9 protein-coding genes and 6 tRNA genes are annotated in these 14,186 nt (G+C 33.8%); all 15 read left to right on the forward strand.

All coding sequences use genetic code 11. The annotated features are described in order from the left end of the window. The 15 genes from WMO38_RS12930 (at window position 1) to WMO38_RS13000 (ending at window position 14,165) form a co-directional block, all read left to right on the forward strand. A tRNA-Asp gene (locus WMO38_RS12930) sits at window positions 1-74 on the forward strand. A gap of 34 nt (window positions 75-108) precedes the next feature. Then, window positions 109-181: transfer RNA gene (locus WMO38_RS12935), tRNA-Val, on the forward strand. Window positions 182-187: 6 nt separating this feature from the next. Continuing rightward, window positions 188-259: transfer RNA gene (locus tag WMO38_RS12940), tRNA-Thr, on the forward strand. Between the two features lie 33 nt (window positions 260-292). Further along, window positions 293-374, forward strand: a tRNA-Tyr gene (locus WMO38_RS12945). Window positions 375-441: 67 nt separating this feature from the next. Continuing rightward, window positions 442-515: transfer RNA gene (locus tag WMO38_RS12950), tRNA-Met, on the forward strand. A gap of 4 nt (window positions 516-519) precedes the next feature. After that, window positions 520-592: transfer RNA gene (locus WMO38_RS12955), tRNA-Phe, on the forward strand. 182 nt (window positions 593-774) lie between these two features. Beyond that, complete coding sequence (gene cas13a / locus WMO38_RS12960) at window positions 775-4,740, forward strand: type VI-A CRISPR-associated RNA-guided ribonuclease Cas13a (RefSeq protein ID WP_349162986.1); 3,966 nt, start codon at window positions 775-777, stop codon at window positions 4,738-4,740. 345 nt (window positions 4,741-5,085) lie between these two features. Then, window positions 5,086-7,377, forward strand: a complete 2,292-nt coding sequence (locus WMO38_RS12965; protein ID WP_349162987.1) for a tetratricopeptide repeat protein — start codon at window positions 5,086-5,088, stop codon at window positions 7,375-7,377. Between the two features lie 11 nt (window positions 7,378-7,388). Beyond that, a complete protein-coding gene (locus WMO38_RS12970; RefSeq protein WP_349162988.1) occupies window positions 7,389-9,047 on the forward strand; it encodes a hypothetical protein in 1,659 nt (552 codons plus the stop codon). A 126-nt stretch (window positions 9,048-9,173) separates the two neighbouring features. Then, a complete protein-coding gene (locus tag WMO38_RS12975) occupies window positions 9,174-10,214 on the forward strand; it encodes a L,D-transpeptidase family protein (RefSeq protein WP_349162989.1) in 1,041 nt (346 codons plus the stop codon). A gap of 66 nt (window positions 10,215-10,280) precedes the next feature. Next, window positions 10,281-10,520, forward strand: coding sequence for a PF20097 family protein (locus WMO38_RS12980; protein ID WP_349162990.1), 240 nt, complete (start codon window positions 10,281-10,283; stop codon window positions 10,518-10,520). Between the two features lie 46 nt (window positions 10,521-10,566). Then, window positions 10,567-11,976, forward strand: coding sequence for an aminotransferase class I/II-fold pyridoxal phosphate-dependent enzyme (locus WMO38_RS12985; RefSeq protein WP_349162991.1), 1,410 nt, complete (start codon window positions 10,567-10,569; stop codon window positions 11,974-11,976). A gap of 68 nt (window positions 11,977-12,044) precedes the next feature. After that, complete coding sequence (locus WMO38_RS12990; protein WP_349162992.1) at window positions 12,045-12,644, forward strand: nucleoside/nucleotide kinase family protein; 600 nt, start codon at window positions 12,045-12,047, stop codon at window positions 12,642-12,644. A 14-nt stretch (window positions 12,645-12,658) separates the two neighbouring features. Then, window positions 12,659-13,099 (forward strand): YaaR family protein, encoded by a 441-nt coding sequence (locus WMO38_RS12995; protein WP_021866821.1) that lies wholly within the window; start codon window positions 12,659-12,661, stop codon window positions 13,097-13,099. Between the two features lie 73 nt (window positions 13,100-13,172). Continuing rightward, entirely contained in the window at window positions 13,173-14,165 is a 993-nt protein-coding gene (locus WMO38_RS13000; protein ID WP_021866822.1) for a DNA polymerase III subunit, read from the forward strand. Window positions 14,166-14,186: the final 21 nt, after the last annotated feature.

Below are 14,186 nucleotides of genomic sequence, written 5' to 3' on the forward strand. Positions count from 1 at the left end.
GGCCTGGTGGCTCAGCTGGTTAGAGCGCCGCCCTGTCACGGCGGAGGTCGTGGGTTCGAACCCCATCCGGGTCGCTTTACAATTTAATATTGTATTTTTGTATATTATGGGATCTTAGCTCAGCTGGGAGAGCATCTGCCTTACAAGCAGAGGGTCACAGGTTCGAGCCCTGTAGGTCCCATCATATGCCGACATGGCTCAATGGCAGAGCAGCTGATTTGTAATCAGCAGGTTGTTGGTTCGACTCCGACTGTCGGCTTTTTATTGACGATATTTTATCTCAATAATATTAGGGCGGATTCCCGAGTGGCCAAAGGGGACAGACTGTAAATCTGCTGGCTATGCCTTCGAAGGTTCGAATCCTTCTCCGCCCATTCAGTTTTACTTTTTAAGAATAAACTGATTTTGTGTAACATATAATGTTGTGTATCAATTAAATAACGCGGGGTAGAGCAGTTCGGAAGCTCGTCGGGCTCATAACCCGAAGGTCACAGGTTCAAATCCTGTCCCCGCTACTACGCCTAGATAGCTCAGTCGGTAGAGCAGAGGACTGAAAATCCTCGTGTCGCTGGTTCGATTCCGGCTCTAGGCACTTTTGTTAGGGAACTCAATCTTTTTGAAAGATTGGGTTCTTTTTTGTTATTGTAATAAGTTAAATTATATTTTCACACAAATGTGTTAAATAATCATTGACAATTTATAAAATAAAAAGTATTCTATAAAAAAGAATACAAAATATTGGTACGGATGAAAAGGGAGAAGAATATTACTATTATGAAGATATCGAAAGTAAATCATCGAAGAATGGCGGTTGCTTTAAATGGTGACAAATCAGAGCTAGGGGGAATTTTGTATGAAGCACCAGTAAAAAAAGATAAAAATGGTAATTATAATGATGTAATAGCTGAAACAGGAAAAGTAGTTAATGAGGCATTAGATAAAAAGAGCAGGCTGTATACGCCATTTAATAATCAGAAAGTAATAATAGATAAGAATTTGCAGAGGTATGCTAATAATTTAAAGAGATGTTATATCAATTTTGTAAAACAATATGTGAATAATAAATCATTTAATTATAAAGCGATGCAGTTTATTCCGGATATTCAGAATCCGAAAACAAATGATGCGGTTAATTACAGAACAGATAGAGATAATGTTTATAATAAGAATAAATATTATGATAAACAGACAAAAAGTAAATCAAAAAAATTCATATATGAAAAAATTGTAATTCCACAAAATGAGCAGAATATTGTTATTTCAGCTCTGGTTAATTGTTCTCTGAGAAAAAGTTTAAGAAAAGATGTAAGTTATAAAACAAAATCAGGAGAGATAAAAACATATAATTTACCGGAATTAGTAAAAAAGTCGATGAGATTCTATTGTCTTGAGGGTCAGAGAGAGCCGGATGAAAAAGAAAAATATGAGATGTATATATTATTTTCTTATATGAAAGAAGACAAAAGAACTAAGAATACAGATTTATTGGTAAAGTCCATTTCAAACCAGAATACTAAGGTTAAAGTTGAAGATATTGATGGTAACAAATTATTGAAATTGTCAATTGCAGACACAAAGAAAAAGCCGTTATGGGAATATCTTATTAAATATGCAGATTCATCAAGACAAAGAGAACTGATGTATGATATCAGAAAGAAAATAATACTATATGTTGCTGGGATAGAAGAATATGAGAATATTAAAGAAGATTCTGGATTGAGTAAGGTGAGCTGGAGTAAATATAATATTTCAGATAATAAAATGTTTTTTGATATAAATAGTTGCACTGATAAAAGAAAGCAGAATTTGGAACTAAAAATCAGAGAGGCAAATATTGAACATTACAGAAATGCATCATCAAAGCTATGCGATGATGAAAGTATATTCTGGTTTCAGCATTTTGAAGGTGTTATAGAGACATTATTTTCAAAAAAATCTAAAATATCAGAAGAAAGATTAGGATGTGCATATATTTGCGATTATTTATGGAAAGATTTTTTGTCATATTTAGCTGCTAAATATATTGATTTGGGAAAAGGTGTGTACCATTTCACAATGAAAGACAAGTTAGATATGCTTAATAAAAATGAAGCAGTAACAGATTTAAGATTTGGTATTGTTTCAGAAAAATATGAAAAAGGTATTACATCATTTGATTACGAAAGAATAAAGGCAGAAGAAGAACTGGATAGAAATATTGCAGCTTATGTTACTTTTGCGGCAGATATTTTTGCAAAATCAGTTATAAAGTCGGATTACAGAACGAAAAAAGATAATAACAGTGATGTATTGCAATACAGCGATAAGGAATTTAGAAATTCTGAAGTAATAAGAGATAATGCAGAGAAAAATATTTTGCAGTATTGGGGCGGATACAGCCGCTGGGGTACAGAAAACAGTAAATTGCCGGAGAACAATAAAGTATCAGATTTTGGCAAATTGGATGTAAGTGATTTATGTATTGATATAAAGAAACACCTTGCCGGGATAAGAAACAGTAGTGTTCATTATACGACTAAAATAAAAAACGAGTCAGCCGCAGACGGCAGCAATGTAAAAATACTTTTTGAAAAAGATTTAGCTGATATAAATATAATATATGCTGATAAATATTACAGTAATAATGTGTGGATGTTTTATAGTTTAGAGGATATCAATAAACTTATTGCGTTTTTATATAAAGAAAAAAGAGTAATAAGACAAGTACAGATACCATCTTTTAGCCGCATTTTGAAGAGAAAAGCAATGCAGGATGTAATAAATGAAATTTTTAAAGATGATTTTGATGAAAACATTGTAAATCCTGAGTTGAAAGAGAAGTATAGAAATTCATTATATTTCATGTTAAAAGAAATATATTATAATGCATTTATAATTCAGCCTGAATTAAAAGAAAAGTTCAAAGATAAAATTAAGACAATGAAGTCTGAGTTATATAATAAACTAAAGACGATTGATAAAAAAGAATATAAAGCATTGTATTGCATGCTTTCAAATGAGGAAAGTGCTTTGAAAAATTTTGCAGACCGTATTTATTCGGTTGATGGTGATAATGTGTCATTTGCTGATATATGTAAGATTTTAATGACGGATTATAATATGCAGAATCAGGAAAAAAAGAATATAGAATCAATGGAGCAGAAGAAGAAAAACAAAGGAAAAGATGAAAATTATAAGCATTTTCCATTGTTATTACACAAAGTATTAAAAAAACTTTTTATTGAGTACTTAAAACAGACACATGAACTGGAATTTCTAAGAAATAATATATGTATAAAAAGCGATGTTACAATGGAAAGTTTTGAATCTCAGATAAAAGGGGTAGAAATATATAAAGATTTAAAAGAAAAGATAGATAAAAATAATTCCCTGCTGGACTGGTATGTGATTGCACATTTTCTTATGCCAAAACAGTTGAATCATCTTATAGGTAATATAAAAAATTATATTCAGTTTGCAACTAATATAGATAAAAGGGCAGAAAGTGTAAAAAATCTGACAGAATCAGGTATGGTAAAGAGAATACAATATTATGATGATATAGTGAGAACATTAGAGTTTTCAGCACAGTATATTGGAAAAATCAGCAATAATATTAATGATTATTTTAATAGTGAAGATGAATATGTAAGTTTTTTATCAAAATATGTTGGTTTTATTAATGATAAATCTGAAGACGTACTTACAGAATTAAAGGATTTCTGTCGTGAAAAAATAAATAACGGTTCACAAATAATAGGGATATATTATGGAGGGGATAATGTAATTATTAATCGAAATGTGATATATGCCCAAATGTATAGTAATGCGGAAGTATTCTCAAATATTTATAAAAAAGTAACTAAAAATGACATAATTAATTATTATGAAAAACAGAATGATTTAAAAGATGTTTTTAAGAGTGGTGTGTGTCAGAATGAGGGTGAACAGAGAAGCTTATGTGAATTTCAGCAGTTGAAAAATCGTATTGAATTAACTGAATTATCGACATATGCAGATATGGTAAACGATTTTATGGCACAGTTTGTAGAATGGGCATATCTGAGAGAAAGAGACCTTATGTATTTTCAGTTAGGAATACATTATATAAGATTATTTTATTCAGATAATGTTTTGGATGAAAAGTATCATAAATTAAGTGATAATGTTATTGATATTGAAGAAGGAGCATTATTATATCAGATTGTTGCAATGTATGATTATGAATTAAGAATATTTGAAACTGATAATTCCGGCAATGCAAAAAGAATTGGACAGGGAGGTCCGGGAAAGTCTATACCGGTATTTTTAAAGAAATATTGCAACGGAACGGATGTATATGAATGTGGACTTGAATTATTTGAGGATATAAACCAGCATGAGAATATTATCGGATTTAGAAATGATATTGCACATATGAGATATATGTCTAATCAGGCAATGAATATAATGAGCATTGTAAGTAATATATACAAAAGTTTTTTTGTCTATGACACGAAATTAAAGAAAAGCATATCACTTGTATTTAAGAATATTCTAATGAGATATGGTGTTATTGCTGATTTGGTATTTTCTTATAACAATAAAAATCAAAGCATAAAAGATGACATGGATATTAATATAATAAATATAAAGAATCTGAAATCTGATAAATATGTATATAAAATAGTTAATGAAGATATTGTGAAACAGGTAGAGATAGAAATAAGAAATCAGGTGTTTTTGGAGCAGTTGCATAATCTGTTATATTTCAGCAGATAAGTAAAAATATTACAGGCAGATTATACATGTAAATTATATGACCATACTTGATAATGATATTGATTTGTATGATTAAAAGTGATACTTTGATATTAGAAGCAGCAGATGTTGCTATGGAGACAGTCCGATATAGAGGGCAATAAAATTTGAGATCCTCCTTTTAATTGTATTTCCTGATAATATTCTGCTGGAGACAGTTTTGAATATTGTCAAAACAAAAAACTGTTATCAGGTACATATGAGTATCCGGTAACAGTTTTTTTGTAAAAAAGAAGTTTTGATATTCGCAATAATAATAAAATGTAGTATAATGTATAGTGATAAATGATTATGTGAGGATGAGACATGGTAACTATTTCGTTGGATGAGTATGGTGAGTTTGAAAAAAATGAAAATAAACCGCTGTTTATAGCCGGACTGATTTTTGATGATTTGGATAAAGACGATGAGGTATTAGCAGAACGTGCAAGAATAAAATCTTATTATAAAAAGGCTATAAGTGATGTTGAAAATACTTTGGTGGAAAGCGGTGAGTATACAGGAAGTGAACTGATGTATCCACGCGACCTTCATTCAAATGGAAACAGAGACCGCGACAGAAATGTGATTAAGCCGGTAAAATTAAAGATATCTGAGACACTTTCTGAATTCATAGAATACGGAACTTACAACCAAAATCCATTAAAGGGTGAAGATGATAAGGAACTTCCGAAACGAAAAGGAATGTACCATTTATTTGCAATAATAAAAAGTGCGGACGGAAAGAAAAAACTGTTGTCTGAAAATGCAGGCATGCTTGCCAATGATGAATGGGCAGCGAACAGATATTTTCATATGGCAAGTACTGTTGTAAACAGATTGATTTTTCATAATCCGTTATATCCGGACGGACATGCTTCGTCAATTAATATAGATATTGCGACAAGAGCAACTGGCAGTACAAGATTTATGGATCCGGAGTTACGCCAGCAGTTTGAAGAACAGGCTTACAGTGATAATATTTACAATCAGAATTCTGATTATGGATATTACAAGATAATGACTCCTGATATTTATAGGACTCTGATAGCACAGGAGATGGTTAGCAGTGACAAAATTAATGTTAAGATTGATAAACTTAATGTAAGTTCAATAAAGTATAATGCAAACAGAGAAAATATGGAATTTCTGTATTTGTCTGACAGTATATGTTCAGTTCTCGGGTACAGGCTGTACAGGTATAATACATGTGCCGATGACTGGCTGGAAGATATTGTTGACAGGGTTAAGCAGCTTAATCCTCAAAATGAAAATATGGTATTTGGATATGATGAGATAGATAATTATTTTTCAAAGTCATGGAACTGTTATGAGAATAAGCATTATTATGAAGCATTGTCTGTAACATATGATGCAATGACAAAAGAGGGAAAGTTCGCTGAGTATTATAAAAAAACGTGGTTTCCATATATAGAAGATGCGATAAAAGATAATATTTCACCGGAGGATTTTACAATCGGGGTTAATAATCTTGAAGAACTGCTTATGGTAAATAATCTGAATCAGGAAAAATCACTGTATCTAATGGAACAATTTGAATCTATGGCTGATAAAGTTTCATTGAAGTATAAAAGTAAAGAGATGATGGCAACAGCCTTATTTAAATTATATAATACAGGAGTTTCTGTTTTTAGTTATATAGGAGCTCCTGCCACGGCACTTGAATATTATAAAAAATGTAAAAAATATGCTTATTATGTTGGAACAGATGCAATGTTTGCAACTAATAATAAGCTGGCAGGATGCCTGACAGATGCGTTTGAATGGGATAAGGCATTGAATATCTGTAAGGAAAATATTGACAATTATAAGGCTGTATCGGATATAAAGAGAAAAATCTGGAATGAGGAGAATGATGCAGATTTTCTTGATGAGGCAAAAATGATAAGCCAGCTTGCAGGTTTATATGCATTAAAAAGGAGTAACGAGGCTGAGAAATATTTCAGAAAAGCATTAAGTATATTTGAAAAAGGTACGGCTAATTATAAGATAACACAGTCATATTTGTTGCATTATTATGCTGACATGAATATGCAGCCTGAATTTGACAGGGAAATTACAGACTATCTTGATGGGAAAAATACTTATTGGCAGATGTTTGGTTATATAACAGATATGGAGGAATCCGCACATTCATTATTTTCTGTTGAATATGCAATATATGTTCTTATCAGGGGAATATTTTATTTTCATCAGGATGAAATAGATGATGTTTTCTGGGGCAGGCTGTGCAATATAGATAAGATAATTTATATGAAAACAGGCAGCAGGCCAAGTGGTCATCCGTGGGAAATCACCTATAAATATCTGGAAATTATGGCTGTAAAAAGAAATGATGATAAGGCAGTACACAGATTTGCATTATTAAAAAGTGATTGCCTGACAAGAAAAGGCACACTGATTAGTGCAATAGAACAGTTTGGAAAGGCTGAAGCAGCACAATATGAAAAGAATTTTATTTTAAGAGATTCCGTAACAGAAAAACTTGCAGAATTTTTATGTGATAAATTTGACATATTGAAGAACCGTAAATTTTCGGATGACGGAAATGTCAGATATGGTGAGCTTACAGAATATTTTACTTTTATGTACCGTTAGGATGGGAAAATATGAATAATTTTTATTATTTGGATGCATTATGTTTAAGATATGTCGTGCCGTTTAAATTCAATGAATTATTTGAGGATGCATGTAAAAAAATAGAAAATCAGAAACAACAAAAATTTAAAAAAGACAAGCAGACAGGAAAGAAAATACCATCAGGCGACCAGAAGCTCTGGGTAAGAAGATGTGTTACGCAGGCTGCCCCGGAAAGTGATTTATATGAATATATCCGTGATGAATTCAGATTTGCGGATAATGAAAATGAAGCCAAAGAACAGAAATCAGGCTGTGAGTGGCTGTTTTGGAGAAGCAGGGAATCGGCTGAAAAAGATGGTCAGAGCATAAAGGATTTAATTTATTTTCCGGATATGAATAAACAGGATGATGGTAAATTACCGGAATCATGGAAAGTTAAAATATCAAATGCCGGAATTATGCTTTTTAGAAATGGTCTTGGAATGTTATGGTATGAGATAGGATTTCACCAAAAAGATATAAGAATAAATTCTGATGAATTAAAAGTATTTCAAAATTATATAAGAGAACTGAATCATGGAAAAACTGCTTCAATCTGGGAAGAAACAGATGAAAATGCACAATTCGGATTAATTTTAAAAGAAGTAAATAACCATAAAACTGTTATTTCTCCATTTTCATTTGGAAAATGGGTTAATGATATGGTGGATTTTCTTGATATACATTATATGGCAGAAAGAAAAAGTGCATATAAAAGTTTATTAAAAAATGGAAGTAAATATGCAGAAAAATTGCAATACAGGATTATTTCTGGGGAGGATAAGCCGGATGCAGATGTAGTGTCTGATATCAAAGTTGCCGATAAAGCAATTCTTTTTACATATGCCTCTTTTGAAAAAGATAATTTTAAAGATTTGAGGGAGGACAGGATTTCATTATCATATCATCTGACAAACGGATATAATGATTCGTATCATTACGGAAGTGATGTTATTGATGAAATGAGACATCCATTTGATGATGTAATATGGTATGCAACACAGGAGGGAGTTTCTTATCTGGCATGGCCGTCGGAGGATAACAGGAAAACATTTAAGGAACAGTTATTAAAAAAAGCTGGAAGTGATTATTTTACGCTGTATATGAAAGCATTATATCAGTCATTTTCATTGTTGCTTTATGCGGAAAAAATACAATCAGGTATATCTGCTGTCAAAATGCATTTATCAGAATCAGATACAAATGTCAATTTATTATACAATGAGATTAATCTGTTTCTTACAAAGAGTATGGCAACGTCGGTAAGCCATATACATCATCAGAGTGAATTTTATATTTACATCAAAAAGAGACTGAGGATAGATGAAGATGTTGACAGTGTAACAGCCGGGCTTAATGCTATGGATGGTTTGCAGCGGGAAATGCGGGAAGAAGAGGAAAAAGAGAGCAGTGATAAAATACAGTTTATAATGGGAATTTTTACATTGTTTGGAATTTTCTCGGCTCTGGTTGACAGTTGTGAATTGTTTAACATGTTTTCACAAGATGGTTCATGGCATAATCTTGGAAATAATGCTAAAACGGCAGAAGTTATTATTATGGTTGTTATTGTTGCTTTGGCAGTGTGTATTGTGTTTGGTATTTTCAGGGAGTATATCAAAACGAGAAGAAAGGACAGAAAAAAATAATACTTTACAAAATAAATTAAAAAAACTATTTCAATAAGACATTACGTATACTATAATAGAAAATGGTATATGCAAAGACAAACGTCAGAAAATATATGATTTATTATGTACGAGGTATGATTATTTATGAATAAAGGAAATATTAATTATAAATATTTGAGAAGAAGGAAAAGTTGGTTTCGCAGAAATATTCCGCTGGTTATAATGTGGGCAGTTATTGCTGTAGTGGTTATTGTGCTTGGGATTATTGGTTCAATGAAGCTTTTTGGATATGGAATTTTTAAGAATAAAAATAATGATGATAAAAAAGTACAGACTGTAACCGAAACGGAGGAGACAACGGCGGCAAGAGAGGTGGTATGGATTGATGATAAAGAGCCTGCTTCAAAAGTTGTAAGTTATACACCACCTGCAGATGCGGCTTTTCCATATTTTATTAAGGTCAACAGAGCAGCAAACTGTGTAACTGTTTATGGAATTGACGGAAAAGGTGAGTATACGGTTGCGGTTAAGGCATTTGCAGCATCTTGTGGACGCGAAGGCAACGAGACAATAACAGGAGAAAATTTTACAACTTCTGATAAATACGAATGGGGACTTATGGTTGACAGCACATATGGACATTATGTTGTAAGAATAAGTGGTCCATATCTGTTTCATTCAGTACCATATTTTTCAGCTACGGGTTCAGCACTTGAGACAGAAGAGTATAATAAGCTGGGTTCAGTTGCGTCGCTTGGCTGTATCAGAATGGCAGTCCGCGATGTCAAGTGGATTTATGATAATTGTCCTGCTGGAACAAAAGTTACAATCTATGATGATGCTGCCAATCCGGGACCACTTGGAAAACCTGAAAGTATTAAGATTCCTGTAAACAGTCCTAATGCGGGATGGGATCCAACTGATACAGACCCTGCAAATCCGTGGCTTAAAAACAGTGCAGCTATAACAGGTGCAGCTGATATTACGGTAAAGGTCGGAGAGAAAGCCAATCTTAAAGCCAATGTTCATGCAACAGATACCTGCGGAAATGATATTACAAGCAAAATTATTACGATAGGTCATTATACATTCGACCAGGTCGGAGAATATGACATTAAGTATAAAGTAACAGATGCAATCGGAAGCGTGGCTGAAAAGACGGTTAAGCTTAAAGTTGTTGAGTAAGATAATATGAGAAATTAGCATGAAAATAGTTTTTGATGCAAAAGCGTCTGCGGAATGGAGATTATTATGAGGTGTCCAAAATGTCAAAAAGAAATGGAAACAGGTTATCTTGGATCAAGCGAAAAAGGAATGTTAATTTGGGCAGAGAAAAAATATTTTGATAATAAATTATGTAATTTTTTTACAAAAAGAGATGCATTAAAACATGGTGCCATAAATATACGTGTTGGCAATGGGGTTACAAATGACAGAACAAGAGCGTGGGCTTGCAGAGAATGTAAATTTGTAGTGATAGATTGTAATTAAGAAGATGGAAGCAGAAAATGCTTCCATTTTTAGTAAGGTGCTGTATATGGAAAATAAAGATTTATATGACCGCCTGAGTGAGCTGGCGGCGGGGGATAATGTCCCGCTTCATATGCCTGGGCATAAGAGAAATACTGATATTTTCAGTATGAGCAATCCGTATGGAATTGATATTACCGAGATTGACGGGTTTGACAATCTGCATAATGCTGACGGAATAATAAAAGAAGATTTTAAAAGAGCGGCGAAGCTGTTCGGGGCTGACGAGACGCTTTTTCTAGTGAACGGAAGCAGTGCAGGAAATATGGCAGCAATATGTGGTGCATCAAAAAAGGGTGATACTGTTATTGTTGCCAGAAATGTTCATTGTTCGGTTAATAATGCATTGTTTTTAAATGAATTGAATCCTGTATACATATATCCTGAAATTGACGAAATTGGTATATGCACAGGAATAACGAGGGAATCGGTTCGTGCAGCACTTGAAGAACATCCGGAGGCTTGTGAGGTTATTATTACTTCTCCGACATATGAGGGGGTTGTAAGCGACATTAAAGGAATTGCCGAGGAGACTCACAGGTTCGGGGCGGTTCTGATTGTCGATGAAGCACATGGAGCACATTTTAATTTTCACGATAAGTTTCCCGAAAGTGCGGTAAAATGTGGTGCAGATGCAGTTATTCAGAGTATTCACAAGACACTGCCGTCATTTACGCAGACGGCACTTCTTCATCTTAACGGAAATCTTATAGATAAAGACAGGGTGAAGAAATATTGGAATATTTATCAGTCAACAAGCCCGTCATATATATTGATGGCGGGAATTTCAAGGTGTCTTACGTTTCTTGAAGATAATATGTGCGATTCGGTGTCGTCAGGTTATATGGACGAATATGTTTTTAGACTTACAAATTTAAGAAAAGAAATAAAGAAACTTAAATATATAAAGCTGCAGGAAGTCGATGACATTTCTAAAATTGTGCTGGTTGTAAATGACGGAAAAAACCTGTATGATAAATTATTGAATGATTATGGAATACAGCTGGAAATGGCTTCGGTCAATTATTGTATTGCGATGACAAGCGTAGGAGATAAACAGGTATATTATGACAGGTTTATTGAGGCATTGCGGCAACTTGACACGCCGGAAAATGAGTATTCCGGAAGTTATAGTCCAGCACTGGTAAAGGCTGTTGTGGCATTGAATATGTATGAAGCTGACAGCTGCGATAATGAAACTGTCAATATCTGTGACAGCATTGGGCATATTGCAGCTTCAAATATATGTTTTTATCCGCCGGGAATTAACCTTGTAAATGCAGGTGAGGTTGTGACGCAGGAAGTTATTGATGTTATAAAAGACGGACTTGGACATGGACTCAGTGCAATCGGAGTTGAGAAAGCGGCAGACGGCAGCACGTTGATTAAATGTGTAAAACAAAGAACAGTATTATGATTAAATGCATAAAACAAAGCTGAAGTAATAGAAATGTCAGGTTAAATATAAAAACAGGAAAAGTAATTATGAATGAAATAGTATTTATAATGGGAAAGAGTGCCAGCGGCAAGGATAGGATTTATCGTGAATTGTCAGAGGATAAGGCACTCGGGCTTAATAAGATTACAATGTATACAACGAGACCGCTAAGAAGCGGTGAGGCTGAAGGCAGGGAATATCATTTTGTTGATGACGATACTGCAAAAAGGCTTGAAAATGAGAACAAAATAATAGAGATACGCTGTTATGATACTGTATTCGGAGTGTGGAAATATTTTACGGCAGATGATGGACAGATTGATTTGGCTTCTGGAAAGCGGTATATTGTAATCGGAACGCTTGAAGCATATGATAAATTCTGTGAGTATTACGGAAATGAGCATATTATGCCGATATATATAGAAGTGGATGACGGAGTCAGGCTCATAAGGGCTGTAAAACGCGAGATGGAGCAGGAAAATCCGCATTACGAGGAACTTTGCAGAAGATTTCTGGCAGATGCAAAGGATTTTTCGGAGGAAAATATCCGTAAATCCGGTATAACAAGACGATTTGCTAATAATGGAGAATTTGATGACTGTGTTGATGAAATCAGGCAGGCGTTAAAAGAGTTGGTTTATGAATAAGGATGTGATATAATATGGATATCAAGGTAAATGATGTAGCAAAGACACAGCAGGTTGAGACAAAGCAGGCAGAAAAGCCACATGATGATTCTTTTAAATTTACACTGATTAGCAATATTGAGGAAAAAGACCTTCAGGAAAAGCTGAGAGGCATGATGGAGGATATAACTGAGCAGGGTAATAAGATTGCAAAGCACATGGATATTAAGGATATGAAGAAGTACCGTGAGCTTGTAAAAGGTTTTATGAATGAGGTAACATCGAGGTCTCACCAGTTTTCAAGAGAAAATTTTCTTGACAGAAGAGGAAGACACAGAGTGTATGGCATTGTCAAGCTTGTGGACAAGAATCTTGATGATCTGGCGTCGGAGCTTATGAAAGATGAGAAAGATCACCTTGCCATTGTCGGAAAGGTTGATGATATAAGAGGATTGCTGCTGGATATTTCAATGTAAATAAGAATTTTAAAATAAAAAATTTTTAGATAAAAATCTGGGAAATTGCAGGGCAGCAGAAAGAGGAACAGGAATGAGTACGTTTGCAGATATTTATGGACATGATAAGATAAAAGAGCATTTGCAAAAGAGCATAGAGCTGGATAAGGTTTCCCATGCATATATTTTTAATGGAGGACTTGGTGCCGGCAAAAAGACAATTGCAAAGTTATTTGCAAAGACACTCCAGTGTGAAAAGCATGGCATAGAGCCATGTAATGAATGTCATTCCTGCATACAGGCAGACAGTTCAAACCAGCCTGATATTATCTGGATAAGACATGAAAAACCGGGCAGTATCGGTGTTGATGATATAAGAGAGCAGCTTATAGGTGATATGCAGATAAAGCCTTACAGCAGCAGATATAAGATTTATATTATTGATGAGGCGGAAAAACTTACAGTACAGGCACAGAATGCCCTGTTAAAGACTATTGAAGAGCCGCCGGCGTATGGTATTGTTATTATGCTTACGACAAATGCGGATATATTTTTACAGACAATTTTGTCAAGATGTGTAAGACTTGATTTTAAGCCGGTTGCGGATGAACTTGTAGTTAAGTATCTCAAAGACAATTATGATGTTACAGACTACGAGACTAAGTTTGCGGCAGCTTTTGCACAAGGAAATATAGGACGTGCTGTTACGATTGTTACATCAGGTGATTTTGCCAAGCTTAAAGACGAAGTTCTGCATGTTGTGCGTTATGCACAGGAGATGACTGTGTCAGAGATTATGGCTGAAGTCAAGAATATTGCCAATTATAAACTTACAATTGATGATTATCTTGACCTTATGGCTATGTGGTATCGTGATGTGTTGGTATTTAAGAGTACCAATGATGTTAATCCAGTTATTTTTAAGGATGAACTGTCGCAGATTAAAAGTCAGGCATCACATTTTTCTTATGAGGGATTGCAGGATATACTCAATTCAATAGATAAGGTTAAGATTCGTCTTAAAGCAAATGTCAATTTTGATTTGGTTATTGAGCTTTTGATTATGGCGATAAAGCAGGCGGTATAGAAGTATTAGATATAGAGAATG

Source organism: Lachnospira hominis (ex Hitch et al. 2025), assembly GCF_040096395.1.
Lineage (GTDB): Bacteria > Bacillota > Clostridia > Lachnospirales > Lachnospiraceae > Lachnospira > Lachnospira hominis.

Excerpts from the sequence above, each read along its gene's own strand:
- WMO38_RS12980 (WP_349162990.1), top strand. The coding sequence starts at position 10,281 with ATGAGGTGTCCAAAATGTCAAAAAGAAATGGAAACAGGTTATCTTGGA.
- WMO38_RS12995 (WP_021866821.1), top strand. The coding sequence starts at position 12,659 with ATGGATATCAAGGTAAATGATGTAGCAAAGACACAGCAGGTTGAGACA.
- WMO38_RS13000 (WP_021866822.1), top strand. The coding sequence starts at position 13,173 with ATGAGTACGTTTGCAGATATTTATGGACATGATAAGATAAAAGAGCAT.
- WMO38_RS12970 (WP_349162988.1), top strand. The coding sequence starts at position 7,389 with ATGAATAATTTTTATTATTTGGATGCATTATGTTTAAGATATGTCGTG.
- WMO38_RS12975 (WP_349162989.1), top strand. The coding sequence starts at position 9,174 with ATGAATAAAGGAAATATTAATTATAAATATTTGAGAAGAAGGAAAAGT.
- WMO38_RS12965 (WP_349162987.1), top strand. The coding sequence starts at position 5,086 with ATGGTAACTATTTCGTTGGATGAGTATGGTGAGTTTGAAAAAAATGAA.
- WMO38_RS12990 (WP_349162992.1), top strand. The coding sequence starts at position 12,045 with ATGAATGAAATAGTATTTATAATGGGAAAGAGTGCCAGCGGCAAGGAT.
- WMO38_RS12985 (WP_349162991.1), top strand. The coding sequence starts at position 10,567 with ATGGAAAATAAAGATTTATATGACCGCCTGAGTGAGCTGGCGGCGGGG.
- cas13a (WP_349162986.1), top strand. The coding sequence starts at position 775 with ATGAAGATATCGAAAGTAAATCATCGAAGAATGGCGGTTGCTTTAAAT.